Annotated in this window: 20 protein-coding genes; 18 read left to right on the forward strand and 2 right to left on the reverse strand. The window is 65.9% G+C overall.

Annotation, left to right across the window (positions count from 1 at the left end):
* The 6 genes from G3N97_RS18965 to G3N97_RS18990 all read left to right on the forward strand — a co-directional run.
* On the forward strand, positions 1-437 hold a 437-nt coding region (locus G3N97_RS18965; protein WP_205994605.1), incomplete at its 5' end, for an OmpA family protein.
* Positions 438-580: 143 nt separating this feature from the next.
* Entirely contained in the window at positions 581-2,191 is a 1,611-nt protein-coding gene (gene ctaD / locus G3N97_RS18970; protein WP_065062134.1) for a cytochrome c oxidase subunit I, read from the forward strand.
* 192 nt (positions 2,192-2,383) lie between these two features.
* On the forward strand, positions 2,384-2,524 hold the full coding sequence (locus tag G3N97_RS18975; RefSeq protein ID WP_216822702.1) for a cytochrome oxidase small assembly protein: 141 nt from the start codon (positions 2,384-2,386) through the stop codon (positions 2,522-2,524).
* Positions 2,525-2,563: 39 nt separating this feature from the next.
* On the forward strand, positions 2,564-3,145 hold the full coding sequence (locus tag G3N97_RS18980; RefSeq protein ID WP_074981452.1) for a cytochrome c oxidase assembly protein: 582 nt from the start codon (positions 2,564-2,566) through the stop codon (positions 3,143-3,145).
* A gap of 39 nt (positions 3,146-3,184) precedes the next feature.
* Positions 3,185-3,406, forward strand: a complete 222-nt coding sequence (locus tag G3N97_RS18985; protein ID WP_205994606.1) for a DUF2970 domain-containing protein — start codon at positions 3,185-3,187, stop codon at positions 3,404-3,406.
* A 128-nt stretch (positions 3,407-3,534) separates the two neighbouring features.
* Positions 3,535-4,392 (forward strand): cytochrome c oxidase subunit 3, encoded by an 858-nt coding sequence (locus G3N97_RS18990; protein WP_205994607.1) that lies wholly within the window; start codon positions 3,535-3,537, stop codon positions 4,390-4,392.
* Positions 4,393-4,516: 124 nt separating this feature from the next.
* Here the strand turns inward: G3N97_RS18990 and G3N97_RS18995 are convergent, their stop codons facing one another.
* Entirely contained in the window at positions 4,517-4,726 is a 210-nt protein-coding gene (locus G3N97_RS18995) for a twin transmembrane helix small protein (RefSeq protein ID WP_028201826.1), read from the reverse strand.
* Positions 4,727-4,840: 114 nt separating this feature from the next.
* Between G3N97_RS18995 and G3N97_RS19000 the strand changes: the two genes are divergently transcribed.
* From G3N97_RS19000 to G3N97_RS19025, 6 genes are all read left to right on the forward strand, one after another.
* Positions 4,841-5,587 (forward strand): SURF1 family protein, encoded by a 747-nt coding sequence (locus tag G3N97_RS19000; protein ID WP_205994608.1) that lies wholly within the window; start codon positions 4,841-4,843, stop codon positions 5,585-5,587.
* Positions 5,588-5,666: 79 nt separating this feature from the next.
* Positions 5,667-6,320 carry a cytochrome C oxidase subunit I gene (locus tag G3N97_RS19005; protein WP_205994609.1) on the forward strand — a complete coding sequence of 218 codons (654 nt, stop codon included), beginning with the start codon at positions 5,667-5,669 and terminating at the stop codon, positions 6,318-6,320.
* Between the two features lie 42 nt (positions 6,321-6,362).
* Positions 6,363-7,472: a COX15/CtaA family protein gene (locus tag G3N97_RS19010; protein WP_205994610.1), complete on the forward strand. Its 1,110-nt coding sequence runs from the start codon at positions 6,363-6,365 to the stop codon at positions 7,470-7,472.
* A gap of 9 nt (positions 7,473-7,481) precedes the next feature.
* Positions 7,482-8,387: a heme o synthase gene (gene cyoE, locus G3N97_RS19015; protein WP_205994611.1), complete on the forward strand. Its 906-nt coding sequence runs from the start codon at positions 7,482-7,484 to the stop codon at positions 8,385-8,387.
* Positions 8,388-8,391: 4 nt separating this feature from the next.
* Positions 8,392-9,030: an SCO family protein gene (locus G3N97_RS19020; protein WP_205994612.1), complete on the forward strand. Its 639-nt coding sequence runs from the start codon at positions 8,392-8,394 to the stop codon at positions 9,028-9,030.
* A 232-nt stretch (positions 9,031-9,262) separates the two neighbouring features.
* Positions 9,263-10,075 carry a MetQ/NlpA family ABC transporter substrate-binding protein gene (locus G3N97_RS19025; RefSeq protein WP_205994613.1) on the forward strand — a complete coding sequence of 271 codons (813 nt, stop codon included), beginning with the start codon at positions 9,263-9,265 and terminating at the stop codon, positions 10,073-10,075.
* A 123-nt stretch (positions 10,076-10,198) separates the two neighbouring features.
* Here the strand turns inward: G3N97_RS19025 and G3N97_RS19030 are convergent, their stop codons facing one another.
* A complete protein-coding gene (locus G3N97_RS19030) occupies positions 10,199-10,636 on the reverse strand; it encodes a MarR family winged helix-turn-helix transcriptional regulator (protein ID WP_205994614.1) in 438 nt (145 codons plus the stop codon).
* Between the two features lie 408 nt (positions 10,637-11,044).
* On the opposite strand from G3N97_RS19030, the gene G3N97_RS19035 reads away from it, so the two are divergent.
* The 6 genes from G3N97_RS19035 (at position 11,045) to nagE (ending at position 18,622) form a co-directional block, all read left to right on the forward strand.
* The gene (locus tag G3N97_RS19035; protein ID WP_065062155.1) at positions 11,045-11,779 is read left to right on the forward strand and encodes a GntR family transcriptional regulator; all 735 of its coding nucleotides are present in this window, start codon (positions 11,045-11,047) and stop codon (positions 11,777-11,779) included.
* Complete coding sequence (locus G3N97_RS19040) at positions 11,776-11,922, forward strand: hypothetical protein (protein WP_205994615.1); 147 nt, start codon at positions 11,776-11,778, stop codon at positions 11,920-11,922. Before G3N97_RS19035 ends, G3N97_RS19040 begins: the two co-directional genes overlap by 4 nt.
* Complete coding sequence (gene nagA, locus G3N97_RS19045) at positions 11,916-13,019, forward strand: N-acetylglucosamine-6-phosphate deacetylase (RefSeq protein WP_110325353.1); 1,104 nt, start codon at positions 11,916-11,918, stop codon at positions 13,017-13,019. The genes G3N97_RS19040 and nagA overlap by 7 nt, the downstream gene beginning before the upstream one ends.
* Positions 13,012-14,019, forward strand: a complete 1,008-nt coding sequence (locus G3N97_RS19050) for an SIS domain-containing protein (protein WP_205994630.1) — start codon at positions 13,012-13,014, stop codon at positions 14,017-14,019. Before nagA ends, G3N97_RS19050 begins: the two co-directional genes overlap by 8 nt.
* Before the next feature lie 12 nt (positions 14,020-14,031).
* Entirely contained in the window at positions 14,032-16,689 is a 2,658-nt protein-coding gene (ptsP, locus tag G3N97_RS19055) for a phosphoenolpyruvate--protein phosphotransferase (RefSeq protein ID WP_205994616.1), read from the forward strand.
* 166 nt (positions 16,690-16,855) lie between these two features.
* On the forward strand, positions 16,856-18,622 hold the full coding sequence (gene nagE, locus G3N97_RS19060; RefSeq protein ID WP_205994617.1) for an N-acetylglucosamine-specific PTS transporter subunit IIBC: 1,767 nt from the start codon (positions 16,856-16,858) through the stop codon (positions 18,620-18,622).
* Positions 18,623-18,705 lie beyond the last annotated feature (83 nt).

An 18,705-nucleotide genomic window follows, 5' to 3' on the forward strand; every position in this document is an offset into this window, starting at 1 on the left:
CGGCGGGTGCGGATCAGGGTGCGGCGAGCGGTGCGGCGGGCGCTTCCGCTGCGTCGGGCGCGGATCAGGCCGCCGCCGCGAGCGGTGCGGATCAAGCTTCCGGCGCGGCGCAAGCCAGCGCGTCGCTGCCCGCGAACGTCTACTTCGAGATCGGCAAGAGCACGCTGCCCGCCGACGCGAAGGACGCGATCCAGGCCGCCGCCGATTACGCGAAGGCGCATCCCGACGCGAAATTCACGCTCTCGGGCTACACCGACGCGAGCGGCAAGGCCGACGCGAACGCCGAACTCGCCAAGCATCGCGCGCAAGCCGTGCGCGATGCGCTGAAGGCGGCCGGCATCGCCGAAGACCACATCATCATGAAGAAGCCGGAAACCGTTACTGGCGGCGCCGACCCGAAAGAGGCGCGCCGCGTGGCGATCAGCCCGGCGGCTTGAGCCGGGCGGCCTGCAACACGGCCGCGACGGCAAGCAGTCCATAAGAATTTAATAAACGCGCAGTACGCAGTACGAGCGGGCTTTCGCACGCCCTGACCAAACTGCAGTAAGAGACGCAAAGCAATTCGCTTCAGGAGAGAGTCATGTCTAGCATCGGACACGATGTAGCAGGGCACGGCCACGTGCACGGCGATCACGCGCACGAGACACCGCACGGCTGGCGACGCTGGCTGCTGGCCACCAATCACAAGGACATCGGAACGCTGTATCTGCTGTTCTCGTTCGTGATGTTCCTGTCGGGCGGCGTGATGGCGCTCGGCATCCGCGCCGAGCTGTTCGAACCCGGACTGCAGATCATGCGGCCCGAGTTCTTCAACCAGCTCACCACCATGCACGGCCTGATCATGGTGTTCGGCGCGATCATGCCGGCCTTCGTGGGCTTTGCGAACTGGATGGTGCCGCTGCAGATCGGCGCCTCGGACATGGCGTTCGCGCGCATGAACAACTTCAGCTTCTGGCTGCTGCCGGCCGCCGCGTGTCTGCTGGTCGGCTCGTTCTTCGCGCCAGGCGGCGCGACGGCCGCGGGCTGGACGCTCTACGCGCCGCTCTCCACGCAGATGGGCCCCGGCATGGACTTCGCGATCTTCGCGGTCCACATCATGGGCGCCTCGTCGATCATGGGCGGCATCAACATCGTCGTGACGATCCTGAACATGCGCGCGCCGGGCATGACGCTCATGAAGATGCCGATGTTCGCGTGGACATGGCTCATCACCGCTTACCTGCTGATCGCCGTGATGCCGGTGCTCGCGGGCGCGATCACGATGCTGCTGTTCGACCGTCACTTCGGCACGAGCTTCTTCAACGCGGCGGGCGGCGGCGATCCGGTCATGTACCAGCACATCTTCTGGTTCTTCGGCCATCCCGAGGTCTACATCATGATCTTGCCGGCGTTCGGGATCGTTTCGCAGGTGATTCCGGCGTTCTCGCGCAAGCCGCTGTTCGGCTATAGCTCGATGGTGTACGCCACGGCGTCGATCGCGATTCTCTCGTTCATGGTCTGGGCGCACCACATGTTCGCCACGGGCATGCCGGTCACGGGCCAGCTGTTCTTCATGTACGCGACGATGCTGATCGCGGTGCCGACGGGCGTGAAGGTGTTCAACTGGGTCGCCACGATGTGGCGCGGCTCGCTGACGTTCGAAACGCCGATGCTGTGGGCCGTGGGCTTCCTGATCGTGTTCACGTTCGGCGGACTTTCGGGCCTGATGCTCGCGATGGCGCCGCTCGACATCCAGTATCACGGCACCTATTTCGTGGTGGCGCATTTCCATTACGTGCTGGTGGCGGGGTCCTTGTTCGCGCTGTTCTCAGGGTGGTACTACTGGTCGCCAAAATGGACCGGCTGGATGTACAACGAGATGCGCGGAAAGATCCACTTCTGGTGCTCGCTGGTGTTCTTCAACCTCGCGTTCCTGCCGATGCACTTCGTCGGCCTCGCCGGGATGCCGCGTCGCTACGCGGACTATCCGGCCCAGTTCACCGACTGGAACCAGGTGATCACGATCGGCGCATTCGGCTTCGGACTCTCGCAGGTGTACTTCCTGTTCTTCGTGGCGCTGCCCGTGTATCGCGGCGGCGGCGATCTGGAAAAAGCCGGCGACAAGCCGTGGGACGGCGCGACCGGTCTCGAATGGACCGTGCCGAGCCCGGCGCCGTTCCACACCTTCGAAAATCCGCCGACGGTCGAATAAGCCGCCTTCGGAACGCGGTGTCCGGCGCACCTTGCCGGACACGACGAACACGCAGAACGCGCCGAACAACGACGCCAATCCGCTAACGCACGCCGCCGTCTTTGTGCGGTTTTCATCGCAGCACGCAACGAGGAGCGATTCACGATGCGCATCACGATGACCGGAACGGACGCGGCCAACGGGCCCGCGAGCATGACGCGCAATACAGACAAAAGACGCACGCCCGAGCAGATTCGCGCGGGCAACCGCCGGCTCGGCCTCGTGTTGCTGGCGGTCGTCGCGGCCTTCTTTCTGGCCGGCGTCGTCAAGCAGGTGTATTTCGCCGGCCACTGACGCCGGGGCATTTGCCGTCTTACCGTAAGAGGAAGTCCGATGTCCACGCAGCACGCCGAAAACGACCGCGCCTTCAACCGATCGATGCTCGTGAAGCTCGTCGTGGTGGCGCTGTTGATGTTCGGTTTCGGCTTCGCGCTGGTGCCGATGTATCGCGCGATCTGCCAGATCACCGGCATCAACAATCTCGTGCAGCGCGACGCCACCGAGCGCGAGGCGCGCAACACGCAGGTCGACATGACGCGCACGGTGTCGATCGAACTCGATGCGAACGCGCGCGGGCTGCTTGGGTTCCGGCCGGAGCAGCGCAGCATCGACGTGCATCCGGGCGAAGTCATGACCGTGATGTACGACATTTCGAACAACGAAGGACGCACGATCGACGCGCAGGCGATTCCGAGCTACGCGCCGAAGCAGGCGACCGAGTATTTCCGCAAGATCGAGTGCTTCTGCTTCACGCAGCAGACCTTGAAGGCGAACGAGACGAAACGCATGCCGGTGGTGTTCGTGGTCGACCCGAAGCTGCCGAAGGACGTGAAGACGATCACGCTGTCGTACACCTTCTTCGAGCTGAACAAGCCGGCGGTGCCGGCCGCGCCGAAGCAGGCGGCAGGCGCGTGAATTCCACCGATGACGCTGCACCCACGCAATGAAGCGCAGATGAACGGAAACGGTACGAACGGCGACGGCAACGCGAAAAAGGGCAGCGTCCTGCAGCTCGTGAAGGCGGTCGCGTGGTCGTTTCTCGGCGTGCGCAAGCGCGCGGACCTCGAAGCCGACGCCGCGCAGCTACATCCGGCGGCGCTGATCGCGGCGGGCATTATCGGCGCGGTGCTGTTCATCGTCGTGCTGTTGCTGATCGTGCACGCGGTGGTGGGTTGATGCCGCGCGCGGCGCAAGACGAAACAACGGAAGCAGATCAGGCAGCAAGCGCAGCAACACAACAAGCGACGCAACGAGAGACACATAGCCGGCTGCGGCCGGAGCAACTGGAAATTGGAGAATCAGGCATGAGCGGCCAAAACGATAGCCCGTACTACTTCATTCCGCACCCGTCGCGGCATCCGATCAGCGCGGCGCTCGGACTTCTGGTCATGCTCGCCTCGCTCGCGTCGTGGATCAACGGCGATTCGTGGGCGCCGATCGGCGTCGTGATCGGATTGCTGTGGTTGCTGTTCACGCTCTATCACTGGTTCGGCGACGCGATCGCCGAATCGGAGGGCGGCATGTACGGCAAGCGCGTCGACGTGTCGTACCGCTGGAGCATGAGCTGGTTCATCTTCTCCGAGGTGATGTTCTTCGGCGCGTTCTTCGGCGCATTGTTCTACGCGCGCCAGATCGCGCTGCACCAGCTCGGCAGCCTCGACTACAAGCTGATCTGGCCGGACTTCGCGGCGGTGTGGCCGAACAACGGCCCGGCGGAACTGGTCTCGCACTTCCGCTCGATGACGCCCTGGCCGGTGCCGACCATCAACACCGCGCTGCTGCTCTCGTCGGGCGCGACGCTCACGGTCTCGCACCACGCGCTTCGCGAGAACCATCGCACCAAGGCCATCGCGTGGCTCGCGGCCACGATCGTGCTGGGGCTGTGCTTCCTGTGCCTGCAGGCGTTCGAATATATCCACGCGTATGGCGAACTGAACCTCACGCTCGCTTCGGGCATCTACGGTTCGACGTTCTTCCTGCTTACGGGCTTCCACGGCTTCCACGTGTTCCTCGGCGGAACGATGCTGACCGTGGTGCTGATCCGCATGCTTCGCGGCCACTTCACGGCGGAGCATCACTTCGCGTTCGAAGGCGCCGCGTGGTACTGGCACTTCGTGGACGTGGTGTGGCTGGGGCTGTACGTCGTCGTGTACTGGCTCTGAGTGGCTCTGAGCGCGTGGCGCGACGCTTCGCGGCGACAACAGAACGCAAACGCCGCTCCGACCTCGTCGGCGCGGCGTTTTTGTCTTTGAAGTCCTGACGATCCGGCGGGAAAGCCTGCGCGAATCAGCGGCCGTACGGAATGCCGGTGGACTGAATCCAGCCCATCCAGTGCGCGAAGAGGATGAAGAGGAAGAGCGAAATCGAGAGGCCGACGCGCGTGGCGAGCGACCAGACCATGCGCTTGGTGCGGCCCCGGTCGTGCATCATGAAGTAGAGCGCCGAGATCATGCTGGCGATGATCAGCGCGAACGCAACAGGGACCAGGATGTGCATGAAGTTCACGGAATTTGGCATGACTGAAAACGCCCGTCTCATTATGGCACCGAGGTTCGCCGTGCGGGGTTCGATCGCGGCGATCACCGGTATTTCGCGCATGGGTCGTGCCCGATGAAAATCCGCCTCGTTCCCGCGCTGCTCATTCTGATCGTGATGGCCGTGACGATCCGGCTCGGCTTCTGGCAGCGCGACCGCGCGCATCAGAAGGAAGCGCTGCAGGCGCAGATCACGCAGTACGAAAACGCGACGCCGCAAACCGTGGGCGCTGCGCCGCTCGCGCTCAAGGACGTCGAGTTCCATCGCCTGCGCGCGACCGGCACGTTTTTGCCCGAACGCGTGGTGTATCTCGACAATCGTCCGTATAACGACCAGCCAGGCTTTTACGTCGTGATGCCGCTTAAACTCGAAGGCGGCGGCGTGGTGCTCGTGAATCGCGGCTGGCTGCCGCGCAGCATCGATAACCGCGAGACGATCGCGCCCTATGACACGCCGTCGGGCACGGTCACGGTGGAAGGCATCGCGCGCGCGGACGCCTCGCGCGCGTACGAGCTGGGTGCCGGCGGCTCTGCAGCGCATCAGAAGATACGGCAGAATCTCGGCGTCGCTTCCTACGCGGCGGAAACCGGTTTGCCCCTGCAACCCTTCGTGATCCAGCAGACCGCCTTCGTGCCGGCCTTCAAGGACGGCCTCGTGCGCGACTGGCCGGCGCCCGCCACCGACGTCGAACGCAACTACGGCTACATGCTCCAGTGGTGGGGCATGGCGGCCGCGGCGCTCGGATTCGGGCTGTATGCGGCGCGCCGGGCTGCGGCAAAAGAGCGCATGCACGGTCCGATGCCGGGCACGAAGGACGCCTGATCATCCGATGGGGCCGTATCGTCCGCTGGCTCAGTTCAGCGCAGGACAAACCGGAAGCGACAACAACGAGGTTCAAGCAGTGTCGACGCACACACCCGATACATCGCAGGTCTCGCGCCACGCGGCGCGCGGCGGCAACGCCCAGCAGAAAGGTTCGTGGCAACGCGGCCGCTGGATGCTGCTGCTCATCGCCATCATTTGCGGCGCGCCGATCGTGCTGTCGTATTTCACGTATTACGTGATCAAGCCGAAGGGCGGCAGCACGAGCTACGGCACGCTGATCGAACCGCAGCGCACGATCCCGTCCGCGCTGATGGTGACCGGCGACGACGGCCGCGAAGTGCCGCTCGCCTCACTGCGCGGCCGCTGGCTGATGCTGACGGTGGACGGCGGCGCATGTAACGAAGCCTGCGCGCAGAAGCTCTATTTCATGCGCCAGGTGCGCGCGACCCAGGGCGCGGAGCGCGAGCGCATCGTCACGGTGTTTCTGCGCACCGACGACGCGAACGTGCCCGACAAGGTGAAGCAGGCTTACGCGGATACGCGCATGCTGCGCGCCGATCCGGTTTCCGTGGCCGCGTGGCTGCCCGCCACCGACACGACGAAGGACACCGACCACATTTATCTGGTCGATCCCAACGGCAATCTGATGATGCGATTCCCGGCCCAGCCGGATCCGTCGAAGATCAAACAAGACGTCACAAAGCTCCTCAAGTGGTCCCGCATCGGTTAAGGTGCGCAGCGCGAGTCTGACAGAGAAGAGTAAGAGAAAGAGATGTTTATCCTGGAGCTGGGCCTGATCGGCCTGTGCATCGCGTTGCTGCCGCTCTCGTGGGTCTGGGTGAAGGCCGACGACAACAAGTTTCGCAAGCTCGTGTGGCTCACGACGTTCATGACGCTCGACCTCGTCATGTTCGGCGGTTTCACGCGTCTCACCGATTCGGGCCTCGGCTGCCCCGACTGGCCGGGCTGCTACGGCACCTCGTCGCCGTTCATCGCGCACGCGCAGATCGCGGCCGCGCATCTGGCCATGCCCACCGGTCCCGTCAGCATGTCGAAAGCGTGGATCGAAATGATTCACCGCTACTTCGCGATGGCGATCGGCGTGCTGATCATCGCGCAGACGGCGATCGCCTGGCGCGCGCGCATCAAGCGCATGCCGCTGCACGTCTCGCCGTGGTGGCCGACGGCGCTGCTCGGCCTGATCGTCGTGCAAGGTGTGTTCGGCGCCTGGACCGTGACGATGAAGCTGCAACCGATCATCGTCACCACGCATTTGATGCTGGGTCTCACGCTGCTCGGCGCGCTCGCGTGGCTCGCCGCGCGTATGACGCCGCTGCCCGCCTACGAGCCCGACGCCGCACGCTGTCGCGCGGCCGCGCTGATCGGGCTCGTGCTGCTGATCGCGCAGATCGCGCTGGGCGGCTGGGTGAGCACGAACTACGCGGTGCTCGCCTGCACCGACTTCCCGACCTGCAACGGCGCATGGATTCCGCCGATGGATTTCCATCACGGCTTCCATCTCTGGCGCGCGCTCGGCATGGACGGCAACGGCGACGTCATCACACAGGACGCGCTGGTCGCGATCCACTGGACGCATCGCACGTTTGCCTTCGTGGTGATCGCGTATCTGGTAGGGTTCGCCTTGAAAATGCGGCGCTATGCCTCCTTGCGCCGTCCCGCGAACTGGGTTCTGATCGTGATCGCCCTCCAGTTCCTGACAGGACTTTCGAACATCGTCCTGCAATGGCCATTGCCCATCGCGGTGGCTCACAACGGTGGCGCGGCGATCCTGCTGCTTTTGCTCGTCGTGCTAAACTTTCGAATTGCTTGTAGCCGCCCCGGCCGCGCCGTTCTCCCTGCGCGCGACACCGCTGCGGTGTGATCCCGCCCTATGGAAAGTACAACCCTCCCCCAGTCGCCCGGCAGCCGCGTTTCGCAATATCTCGCGCTGACCAAACCGCGCGTCACCCAACTGGCCGTGTTTTGCGCGGTCATCGGCATGTTCCTCGCCGTGCCGGGCATGGTGCCCTGGAAGCAGCTGATCGGCGGCACCGTCGGCATCTGGCTGACGGCCGGCGCAGCCTTCGCAATTAACTGTCTCGTCGAACAAAAGGTCGACGCCCGCATGCGTCGCACGTCGTGGCGTCCTTCGGCGCGCGGCGAGATCACGAGCCGGCAGATCCTGCTGTTCTCGGCGGTGATCGGCGGCGTGGGCATGTGGGTGCTCTACACGTTCACGAATCCGCTCACGATGTGGCTCACGGTCGCGACCTTCATCGGTTACGCGATCATCTACACGCTGCTGCTCAAGCCGGCCACGCCGCAGAACATCGTGATCGGCGGCGCCTCGGGCGCCATGCCGCCCGCACTGGGCTGGGCCGCCGTCACCGGTCACGTGCCGGGCGACGCGTGGATTCTCGTGCTGATCATCTTCGTCTGGACGCCGCCGCATTTCTGGGCGCTCGCGCTGTATCGCCGCAAGGACTACGAAGCCGCGGGCCTGCCGATGCTGCCGAACACGCACGGCGAGAAGTACACGCGTCTGCACATCCTGCTGTACTCGCTGATCCTCTTCGCCGTGGCGTTGATGCCCTATATCTCGGGCATGAGCGGTCTGCTGTATCTGGTGTCGAGCGTGCTGCTCGGCGCGATCTTCCTCGCCTACGCCTGGAGGATCTATGTCGAGTATTCGGACGACCTCGCGCGCGCGATGTTCCGTTACTCGATCATCTATCTCTCGCTGCTGTTCGTCGCGCTGCTCGTCGATCATTACGTGCACGCACTCATCGGGGCGTAACGCGATGGTCCGCACTTCGTTTGCGCGCCTCGCGCGCGCCACGGTCGTCGCGCTCGCGGCGACCGCTCTCGTGGGCGGCACGCTCGCGCTCGAAGGATGCGGCCAGCAGCCGCCGTCGTTCTCGAATCTCGACATCACGGGCAACACGCAGTTCGGCAAGGACTTCTCGCTGCCCGATTCGCACGGCAAGACGCGCACGCTCGCGGACTTCCAGGGCAAGGTGGTCGTGCTGTTCTTCGGCTACACGCATTGTCCGGACGTGTGCCCGACCACGATGGCCGAGCTTTCGCAGGCGCTCCAGCAACTCGGTCCCGACGCCGCGAAGCGCGTGCAGGTGATTTTCGTGAGCGTCGATCCGCAACGCGACACGCCCGAGATTCTGAGCCAGTACGTCAGCGCGTTCGATCCGACCTTCATCGCGCTGCGTCCGGCCAACGACGAGCAGCTCAAGCAGATCACGAAGGACTTCCGCGTCTACTACGCGAAGGTGCCGGGCACCACACCCGACAACTACACGATGGACCACACGGCGGCCAGCTACGTGTTCGACACCACGGGCAAGCTGCGCCTCTTCGCGCGCGACGGCCAGGGCGTCACGCCGTGGTTGCACGACCTGAAGATCCTGCTCGATATCAACAGCTGACCCTGCGCCCGGGCACGCCTCGCCGCGTGCACTGGCGCCCGCCGGCATACCCGTATGCGATTTCTTTATTTCGCGGGGCGGCCATCATATGGGATCATTTATGACTGCGCAGACGCGCGGCGCATGACGCTGCCGCGATCGGCGCCGTGACAGCCGCGACCACGCGGCGAAACACGCGACAAATCACGCGTCACATACGCACCAAGTACGGAACAAGCGGGAATCTCTCTCCATGCAGCGCAGAAATCTGATTAAAGCTCTCCTCGCCGGCGTTGCCGCCACCACCCTCGCAGCCAGCTTCGGCGCACGCGCGGACGACCAGGTCATCAAGGTCGGCACCGTGTCGGGTCCGGACGCGCAAGTCTGGGCCGTGGTCCAGAAGGTCGCGAAGCGCGAAGGCCTGAACGTCAAGGTCATCGAGTTCAACGACTACGTGCAGCCGAACGCGGCGCTCGATTCGGGCGACCTCGACGCCAACAGCTTCCAGACCGGCCCGTACCTCGACAGCCAGATCAAGCAACGCGGCTACAAGATCGTCAACGCGGGTCTCACGTACATCTCGCCGATCGGCGTGTACTCGAAGAAGCTGAAGTCGCTCAACGACCTGCCGCAAGGCGCGAAGGTCGCGGTGCCGAACGATCCGTCGAACGAAAACCGCGCGCTGCTGCTGCTGCAGAGCAAGGGCCTGATCAAGCTGCGCGCCGGCGCGGGCACGAACGGCAACAACGCCACGCCGCTCGACGTCGCGTCGAATCCGAAGAAGGTGAAGCTGGTCGAACTGGACGCCGCGCAACTGCCGCGCGCGCTCGGCGATGTCGACGCTGCCGTGATCAACACGAACTACGCGCTCGCCGCCGGCCTGCAGCCGACCAAGGACGCGATCGCGATCGAAGACATCCACAGCCCGTACGCCAACCTGATCGCCGTGCGCGCGCAGGACAAGGACAAGCCGTGGGTGAAGAAGCTGGTCGCCGCTTACCAGTCGGAAGACGTACGCCAGTTCATCAAGAACGAATTCAAGGGCTCGATGGTCCCGTCGTTCTAAGCGCTGACAGATAAGCGCCACTTGGGCGCTTCATCGCCGCAGACGAAAAAGCCGCTTCGAAAGAAGCGGCTTTTTTCTTTGGCGCGACGCCAGACGGGCGTCGCCGTGAATGCGCGACGGCGCCTAGCTCAAAAGCTGCTGCACCACGCGCATGGCCTCGACGAGCCGCGCCTGCTCGTCCTTCGTCAGCCGCGCCAGCACGTTCTCGATATTGCCGACAGCAGCGGTGGCGAGCGCCGCATAGGCCGCCCGGCCGCCTTCCGTCAGACGCAGCAGCGTCTGGCGCGCGTCGGCCTTCGAGGGCTCGCGCGCGATCAGCGCGCGTTGCTCGAAACCCGTCAGGATGCGGCTCAGATACCCGGAATCGAGCGAGAGATTGCGCGCGAGCGCGGCGGCGGTTTCGGCGCTATTGCTGGCCAGTTCGCGCAGGATGCGCATTTCCGTCAGCGAGTAGGGCGTGGGCGGGAGGCCGCCGACCTGTGTGCCCAGAAACTTTCGATAGAAGCGATTGAACTGCAGGACGGCTTCTGCATGCCGTCTCGTGTCGGATTCGTTTGACAACCTTCTTACCCCGTCGTCATTCGTTGAGATTGGTCAAGTGCCACTATATGGGATGTCGGCGTCTGACGATATTGTTCTTTGCCTTTGCGCAGGGGTATTGGTCCTACAGCGGTATTACGGTGGTGCGGTCCGCAATGCCATTTAGCGGGTCTGTGGTCCGCTATTCTCAGCCCAGAATTGGGCTCTCCAGGGAAAACACCGAGGCCATTCCGGCACCGCTCCAGGCCTTATGTGTTCGTGCAAGTCTTTGTTTTTTCGCGATATTTTCTTGTGTAAGAGAAAGATCGCGCACGCGTTGACTGGTATTATTGTGGTTATATAATGGGCTCGCTTTCGAACCGGGCCGCCGAGCGTCAATGCCGAGTCGTCCGGGCGCCCCACGATCTGTCCACTGCTGGCCGGAGTTCCATGGAAACCCGTTGGTCTGCCCTGATGCCCGACGCGCGCAACGTCACGCCGCTCTATCTGCAGCTGGCGCGCAACCTTGCCACGGCCATTCACTGCGGCGTGTGGTCGGCCGGCGAGGCGTTGCCTTCGGAGCGCACGCTGTCGGACGCCATCGGCGTGTCGCGCATCACCGCGCGCAAGGCGATCGAACTGCTCGTCGAGCAGGGTTTGATCCGGCGCGCGCGCGGCGCGGGCAGTTTCATCACGCCGCGCGTCGAGGACCCGCTGTCGCGCCTCACCGGCTTCACGAAAAAGATGGAGCAGCGCGGTTTCACCGCCGATTCGGTGTGGCTCGAGCGCGAAGTGCGCCCGGCGCGGCGCGAGGAAATCGTCCAGCTCGGTTTGTCGCCGGGCGCGTCGGTCACGAGTCTGCGGCGGCTGCGCCGCGCGGACGGCACCGTGATGGCCGTCGAGCATTCCGCGCTGCCGGTGTCCATCGTGCCGAATCCGGCGCTGATCGACGGCTCGTTGTACGCGTACCTCGAATCGCGCGGCCAGCCCGTCGTGCGCGCGCTGCAGCACTTCAGCGCCGTGAATGCGACCGGTGAGATCGCCGCGCTGATGGGTGTGGAGCCGCGCGCGGCGCTGCTCGTGATCACGCGTGTGGGTTTTTCGCCCGACCAGCGCGCCATCGAGTTGACGGACACGTACTGCCGCGACGGCTATTACGACTTCGTCGCGGAGCTGCGGCAATGAAAAAAGTGGCAGGCGAAAAAGCGGACGAATTCAAGGTCGGACGGAACGCACAGCTGCGTCAGGACTCTCTCATGGACATCGACGTAACGACTTATCGCGCGCCGGCCAACGTCGCGCGCAACATCGGAAAAATCTCATGCTGAGCGGAAATATTCTCACCCCCGAAGGCTGGATCAACGGCACGCTGTCGTTCGAAAACGGCCGCATCACGTCGATTCAGGGCGAGGCCGCCGATCCGTCGAAGAACGACGCGCCGTACATCATTCCCGGCTTCATCGATCTGCACGTGCACGGCGGCGGCGGCGCCGACGTGATGGAAGCGGGCGACGCCATTGAAACCATCGCGCGCACCCACGCGCGCTTCGGCACGACGAGCCTGCTCGCCACCACCATGACCGCGCCGCGCGACGAGTTGATGAGCGTGGTCGCGGGCCTCGGCGACGTCGCGCGCCAGCGCACGCCGGGCGCCGCCCGCGTGCTGGGCGTGCACCTCGAAGGGCCGTACATCAATCCGGGCAAGCTCGGCGCGCAGCCCGACGCGGCCGTGTCGGCGGTGCTCGACGAAGTGCTCAAGTACCTCGCCATCGCGCCGATCCGCGTGGTGACCGTCGCGCCCGAAATCGCGGGTCATATCGAGATCATCGGTGAAATGGCGGCGCGCGGCGTGCGCGTGCAACTCGGCCATTCGCTCGCCACCTACGACGACGCCGTCGCCGCGCTCAAGCACGGCGCCTGCGGTTTCACGCATCTGTTCAACGCGATGTCGCCGCTGCACCACCGCAATCCGGGGCTGGTCGGCGCGGCGCTCGCGCACGCGGAATACGCGGAGATCATTCCGGACCTGCTGCACGTGCATCCGGGCGCGATCCGCGCGGCGCTGCGCGCCATTCCGCGCCTTTATGTGGTGACCGACAGCACCTCGGCCACCGGCATGCCCGACGGCGAATACCGCCTCGGCAGCCAGCACGTGACGAAGTGCCTCGGCGGCGTGCGTCTCGCCGACGGCACGCTCGCGGGCAGCACGCTCACCATGGATCAGGCGCTGCGCAATCTCGTCTCGCTCGGCCTGCCGATCGCGGACGTATCCGCGCGCCTGTCGCGCTACGCGGCCGACTACCTCGGCATCGAAGACCGTGGCCGCCTCGTGCGCGGCGCATGGGCCGATGTCAACGTGTTCGACCGCGAACTGGCGCTCACCGCGACCTATGTCGAAGGAGAATCGATTGTCGAATATGCTTAAAGAAGCGCTGGCCTCGGCCGGCGTCGTCGCGGCGCAGCTCGCGGACACCTCGCGCGTCGAGGCGCTCGCAGGCGTGCTGCAAGCCGAGCCGCGCCAGGTCGCGTTGACCGTCGCGCGCGGCAGCTCCGACCACGCGGCGAGCTATTTCGCCGCGCTTACCATGAGCCGCCTCGGCGTGCCGGTCGCCTCGATTCCCATGTCGATCGCCACGCTCCAGCAGGCGCCCTTACGTGTGCGCGGCCAGTTCGGCCTCGCTTTCTCCCAATCAGGCAGGAGTCCTGATCTCGTCGCCACGATGCGCGTGCTGCGCGAAGCGGGCGCGCTGACGGCGTCGATGGTCAACGTCGCCGATTCGCCGCTCGCCGAAGCCGCGGGCAACGAATTGCCGCTGCTCGCCGGTCCCGAGCTGAGCGTCGCGGCCACCAAGAGCTATATCGCGATGCTCGCGATGTCGGCGCAACTCGTCGCCTTCTGGCAGCGCGACGCGGCCTTCCTCGACGCCGTGCGCGCGTTGCCCGACGCGCTCGAACGCGCGGGCACGCTCGACTGGTCGAAGGCCGTCGACGAACTGCGCGACGTGAAGCAGATGCTGGTGATCGGGCGCGGTCCGGGGCTCGCGATCGCGCAGGAAGCGGCGCTCAAGCTCAAGGAAACGTCGAGCATCCAGGCCGAAGCGTTTTCGAGTGCGGAAGTGCGTCATGGTCCGATGGAGCTGATCGATCGCGACTATCCGCTGCTCGTGTTCGCGCCACGCGGACCGGAACAGGGAGGTCTCGTCGACTTTGCGCGCGACATGCAAAAGCGCGGGGCGCGCGTGCTGCTCGCCGCGCCCGCCGACGTGCCGGACGCCACGTTGCCGCTCGTCACGGCCGCCGATGCGTCGCTCGATCCGATCGCCGCGATCCTGTCGTTCTACGTGATGGCGGCGGGTCTCGCCGCCGCGCGCGGACGCAATCCGGACGAGCCGCGCTTCCTGAACAAAGTCACCGAAACCCACTAGATTGGAAAGCTGATGGAACGCATCCAGGAGTCCCGTCTGATGAACCCGGAACATGCCGCCGCGCGCGTCGAACTCGTCGCGCCGCTAACCGGACCGGTCGTGCCGCTCGCATCGGTGCCCGATCCGGTGTTTTCGGAAGGTCTGTTCGGCGACGGCATCGGCGTCGATCCGCTCGTCGGCCGCCTTGTCGCGCCGTGCGACGGCACCGTCATGCACCTCGCGCGCACCGGCCACGCCGTCACGCTGCAAAGCGCCGAAGGCGCGCAGATTCTCGTGCACATCGGCATCGACACGGTCGAGCTGAACGGCAAGGGCTTCACGCCCCAGGTCGAGCAGGGCGCGCAGGTGCGCCGTGGCGATCTGCTGATCGAATTCGATCTCGATATCGTGGCGTGTCACGCGCCGAGTCTGGTGTCGGTGATCGCGATCGCGAACTCCGATGCGTTCGAAGTCGTCGAGCGCGCGGGCGCGGGCCACGTGCGCGCGGGCGAGACGACACTGCTCGTGCTGCGCGCGCGCGACGGCGCGGCTGTCGCGGCGAGCGTCACCAATGTGGTGATGGACGAAGTGCGCCGCACCGTCACGCTCGCGCATGCGGGCGGTCTGCATGCGCGGCCCGCGGCGCGGGCGCGCGAAGCGGTGCGCGGTCTGGATGCGCGCGTCGAGGTGCGTTACGGCGAGCGCAAGGCGGCCATCGAAAGCGTGGTCGGCCTGCTCGGGCTGGGCGCGGGCGAGGGCTCGACCGTCGAACTCGTCGGCATGGGTCGCGAGGCGCAGAAGGCCGTCGACGCCGTGGCGGGCGAGTTGCTGCGCGAGGCACCGGGCGAAGCGTCCGAAACGCCTGCGCGCGAGCTTTCGCCTGCGCCGGTCGCGGTCGCTTCTGCTGTGACCAGCGCGCAAACCACGCAGCAAGGTGCACAACAAGGCGCACAACAAAGCACGCCGGGCACGCTGATGGGCGTGTGCGCCGCGCCGGGCGTGGCGGTCGGCAAGCTGGTCCGCTGGGACGACGCCGAACTCACGCCGCCCGAACTCGCGAGCGGCACGCCGGCGGCGGAAAGCCGTCTGCTCGACAAGGCCGTCGCGGCCATCGACGCCGAACTCGAAGCGTCCGTGCGCACGGCGTCGCAGCGCGGCGCGATCGGCGAAGCGGGCATCTTCCAGATGCATCGCGTGCTGCTCGAAGATCCGACGCTGATCGACGCCGCGCGCGATCTCATCAGCCTCGGCAAGAGCGCGGGCTTCGCGTGGCGCGAGGCGATCCGCGCGCAGATCGCCGTGCTCGGCAAGGTCGACGATCCGCTGCTCGCGGAACGCGCCGCCGATCTGCGCGACCTCGAAAAGCGCGTGCTGCGCTCGCTCGCCTATACGAGCGGGGCGACCGGTGCGAACGGCGCGAACGGCGCGGCGCAACGCGAGTTGCCCGACGAAGCCGTCCTCGCCGCCGACGAATTCACGCCCTCCGATCTGGCCACGCTCGACCGCACGCGCGTGACGGCGCTCGTGATGGCGCGCGGCGGCGCGACCTCGCACGCCGCGATCATCGCGCGTCAGGCCGGCATTCCGGCGCTGGTCGCGCTGGGCGACGCGCTGCATCAGATCGAAGAAGGCGCGCAGGTGATCGTGGACGCGAGCGCGGGCCGTTTCGCCTTCGCGCCCAGCGCCGCCGACATCGAACGCGCGCGCACCGAGAAGCAGCGCCTCGCGGGCGTGCGCGAAGCGAACCGTCGCACCTCGCACGAAGCCGCCGCCACGCGCGACGGCCACGCGGTGGAAGTCGCGGCCAATATCGCGACGCTCGACGACGCGCGCACGGCCGTCGACAACGGCGCCGACGCCGTGGGCCTGCTGCGCACCGAACTCATGTTCATCCATCGTCAGGCTGCGCCGACGGTCGAGGAGCATCGCCAGAGCTATCAGGCCATCGCGGAAGCGCTCGCGGGCCGCACGGCGATCATCCGCACGCTCGACGTGGGCGCCGACAAGGAAGTCGATTATCTGACGCTGCCGCCCGAGCCGAATCCGGCGCTCGGTCTGCGCGGCATCCGGCTCGCGCAGGTGCGCCCCGATCTGCTCGACGACCAGTTGCGCGGCCTTGTGGCCGTGAAGCCCGAAGGCGCGCTGCGCATTCTGCTGCCGATGGTCACCGACGTGGGCGAACTCGTGCGTCTGCGCGAACGCATCGACGCCTTCGCGCGCGAAGCGGGCCGCAGCACGCGCGTCGAAGTGGGCGTGATGATCGAGGTGCCGTCGGCGGCGTTGCTGGCCGACCAGCTTGCGCGTCACGCCGATTTCCTCTCGATCGGCACCAACGATCTCACGCAGTACACGCTCGCGATGGACCGGTGCCAGCCCGATCTCGCCGCGCAGGCCGACGGCCTGCATCCGGCCGTGCTGCGCCTCGTGGCGATCGCGGTGGAAGGTGCGCGCAAGCACGGCAAGTGGGTCGGTGTGTGCGGCGCGCTGGCGGGCGATCCGCTCGCGGTGCCGCTGCTCGTCGGTCTCGGCGTGACCGAGTTGTCGGTCGATCCGGTCTCGGTGCCGTCGATCAAGGCGCGCGTGCGCAAGCTCGACTTCGCGCTGTGCCGCGATCGCGCGCAGGACGTGCTGATGCTCGAATCGGCGCAGGACGTGCGCGCCGCGAGCCGCGCGAACTGGCCGCTCGACTGAGCGCCGCGCATTGCTTCGGAATCCGGTAATCAGGGTTCCCAGGGTTTTCAAAGAAAGGTTTTCAAACTCACCACACCCCGGCGCGCGCAGCGATCGCGCGCCGGCTTTTCTCACCTCAATACGTCTCGCCGCAATACCTCAAGAGACAGGGACTGGAGGCAGTTCGATGGATGGCAATCCGTTTCTCAAGATCCAGAGCCTCGGCCGCGCGCTGATGCTCCCGATCGCAGTGCTGCCCGTGGCGGGCATTCTGCTGCGCTTCGGCCAGAGCGACATGCTCAATATCAAGATCATCGCCGACGCGGGCGGCGCGATCTTCGACAACCTGCCGCTGCTATTCGCGATCGGCATCGCAGTGGGCTTCGCGAAGGACAACAACGGCGTGGCGGCGCTCGCCGGCGCGCTCGGCTATCTGGTCGAGACCGCCGTGATGAAGGACATCAACGACAAGCTCAACATGGGCGTGCTGTCGGGCGTGGTGGCCGGTGTCGTCGCGGGCATGCTGTACAACCGCTTCAAGGACATCAAGCTGCCCGAGTTCCTTGCGTTCTTCGGCGGCAAGCGTTTCGTGCCGATCATCACCGGGCTCGTGTGTCTCGCGCTCGGGGTGATATTCGGCTATGCGTGGGGACCGGTGCAGAGCGTGATCGACACGGCGGGCCACTGGCTCACCACTGCAGGCGCGATCGGCACCTTCGTGTACGGTCTGCTCAACCGTCTGCTGCTGGTCACGGGGCTGCACCACATCCTCAACTCGCTCGTGTGGTTCGTGTTCGGCACGTTCACGCCGGCGGGCGGCGCGCCGGTGACGGGCGACCTGCATCGCTTCTTCGCGGGCGATCCGACGGCGGGCGGCTTCATGGCCGGCTTCTTCCCGGTGATGATGTTCGGCCTGCCGGCCGCGTGTCTCGCCATGCTGCACGAAGTGCCGAAGGAAAAGCGCGCGATGGTCGCGGGCCTGCTGCTCTCGATGGGCCTCACCTCATTCCTCACGGGCGTGACCGAGCCGATCGAGTTCACCTTCATGTTCCTCGCGCCGGTGCTCTACGCGATCCACGCGGTGCTCACGGGCCTGTCGCTCGCGATCTGTTCGCTGCTGGGCATCAAGCTCGGCTTCACGTTCTCGGCGGGCGCGATCGACTACGTGCTGAACTACGGCCTCTCGACGCACGGCTGGGAAGCGATCCCGCTCGGCGTGGCGTACGCGGTCGTGTACTACGTGCTGTTCCGCTTCTTCATCCGCCGCTTCAATCTGCCGACGCCGGGTCGTGAAGCCTCGGCGGGCGATACCGAGATCGCCGAGTCGATGTCGGGCGTCGCGGTGCCGGGCATGGCAGCGGCTTCGCGCGCGGCGCGGTATATCGATGCGCTCGGCGGCGCGGCCAACCTCAAGGTGGTCGATGCGTGCACGACGCGTCTGCGTCTGAATGTGGCCGATCCGGCGCGCGTGTCGGAGCCCGCATTGAAGGCGATCGGTGCGCGCGGCGTGCTCAAGCGCGGCGGCGAAAGCGTGCAGGTCATCATCGGGCCGGAAGCGGACATCATCGCCGACGAGATTCGCGGTGAGCTTGCGCGCGGCGGTGTTTCATCGAATACGGCGAATACCGCGAATGTGGCGAAGGCGGTGAGCACCGCCGCCGTGGCTCCGGCTGTTGCGCAAAACGCACCGGCCGCTGCGGGCGCGCACAACGCCGGTCCGCTCGATCCGAATCCGTCGCGCTGGCTGGCCGTGCTCGGCGGCGCGGCGAACATCGTCTCGCTCGATGCGGTCGCGGCCACGCGTCTGCGCGTGATCGTGCGCGATCCGGCCGCGGTCGATCGCGCGAAGCTCGATGCGCTCGACGTGGCGTGGGTGTCGGCGGATACGCTGCACATCGTCGTGGGCGATGCTGCGCCGCGTTACGCGCAGGAACTGGCGCTTCAACCGGCATGATCGGCTGAACCGCGACAGCGGTGAAATGAAAAACCGGCAGGTTGCCAGCCTGCCGGTTTTTTTATGGGCGCGTCGCGGCGCCG

It is taken from the genome of Paraburkholderia sp. Ac-20347, from assembly GCF_017104805.1.
GTDB lineage: Bacteria > Pseudomonadota > Gammaproteobacteria > Burkholderiales > Burkholderiaceae > Paraburkholderia > Paraburkholderia tropica.

Excerpts from the sequence above, each read along its gene's own strand:
- ctaD (WP_065062134.1), top strand. The coding sequence starts at position 581 with ATGTCTAGCATCGGACACGATGTAGCAGGGCACGGCCACGTGCACGGC.
- G3N97_RS18975 (WP_216822702.1), top strand. The coding sequence starts at position 2,384 with ATGACGCGCAATACAGACAAAAGACGCACGCCCGAGCAGATTCGCGCG.
- G3N97_RS18980 (WP_074981452.1), top strand. The coding sequence starts at position 2,564 with ATGTCCACGCAGCACGCCGAAAACGACCGCGCCTTCAACCGATCGATG.
- G3N97_RS18985 (WP_205994606.1), top strand. The coding sequence starts at position 3,185 with ATGAACGGAAACGGTACGAACGGCGACGGCAACGCGAAAAAGGGCAGC.
- G3N97_RS18990 (WP_205994607.1), top strand. The coding sequence starts at position 3,535 with ATGAGCGGCCAAAACGATAGCCCGTACTACTTCATTCCGCACCCGTCG.
- G3N97_RS18995 (WP_028201826.1), bottom strand. The coding sequence starts at position 4,726 with ATGCACATCCTGGTCCCTGTTGCGTTCGCGCTGATCATCGCCAGCATG.
- G3N97_RS19000 (WP_205994608.1), top strand. The coding sequence starts at position 4,841 with ATGAAAATCCGCCTCGTTCCCGCGCTGCTCATTCTGATCGTGATGGCC.
- G3N97_RS19010 (WP_205994610.1), top strand. The coding sequence starts at position 6,363 with ATGTTTATCCTGGAGCTGGGCCTGATCGGCCTGTGCATCGCGTTGCTG.
- cyoE (WP_205994611.1), top strand. The coding sequence starts at position 7,482 with ATGGAAAGTACAACCCTCCCCCAGTCGCCCGGCAGCCGCGTTTCGCAA.
- G3N97_RS19020 (WP_205994612.1), top strand. The coding sequence starts at position 8,392 with ATGGTCCGCACTTCGTTTGCGCGCCTCGCGCGCGCCACGGTCGTCGCG.
- G3N97_RS19025 (WP_205994613.1), top strand. The coding sequence starts at position 9,263 with ATGCAGCGCAGAAATCTGATTAAAGCTCTCCTCGCCGGCGTTGCCGCC.
- G3N97_RS19035 (WP_065062155.1), top strand. The coding sequence starts at position 11,045 with ATGGAAACCCGTTGGTCTGCCCTGATGCCCGACGCGCGCAACGTCACG.
- G3N97_RS19040 (WP_205994615.1), top strand. The coding sequence starts at position 11,776 with ATGAAAAAAGTGGCAGGCGAAAAAGCGGACGAATTCAAGGTCGGACGG.
- nagA (WP_110325353.1), top strand. The coding sequence starts at position 11,916 with ATGCTGAGCGGAAATATTCTCACCCCCGAAGGCTGGATCAACGGCACG.
- G3N97_RS19050 (WP_205994630.1), top strand. The coding sequence starts at position 13,012 with ATGCTTAAAGAAGCGCTGGCCTCGGCCGGCGTCGTCGCGGCGCAGCTC.
- ptsP (WP_205994616.1), top strand. The coding sequence starts at position 14,032 with ATGGAACGCATCCAGGAGTCCCGTCTGATGAACCCGGAACATGCCGCC.
- nagE (WP_205994617.1), top strand. The coding sequence starts at position 16,856 with ATGGATGGCAATCCGTTTCTCAAGATCCAGAGCCTCGGCCGCGCGCTG.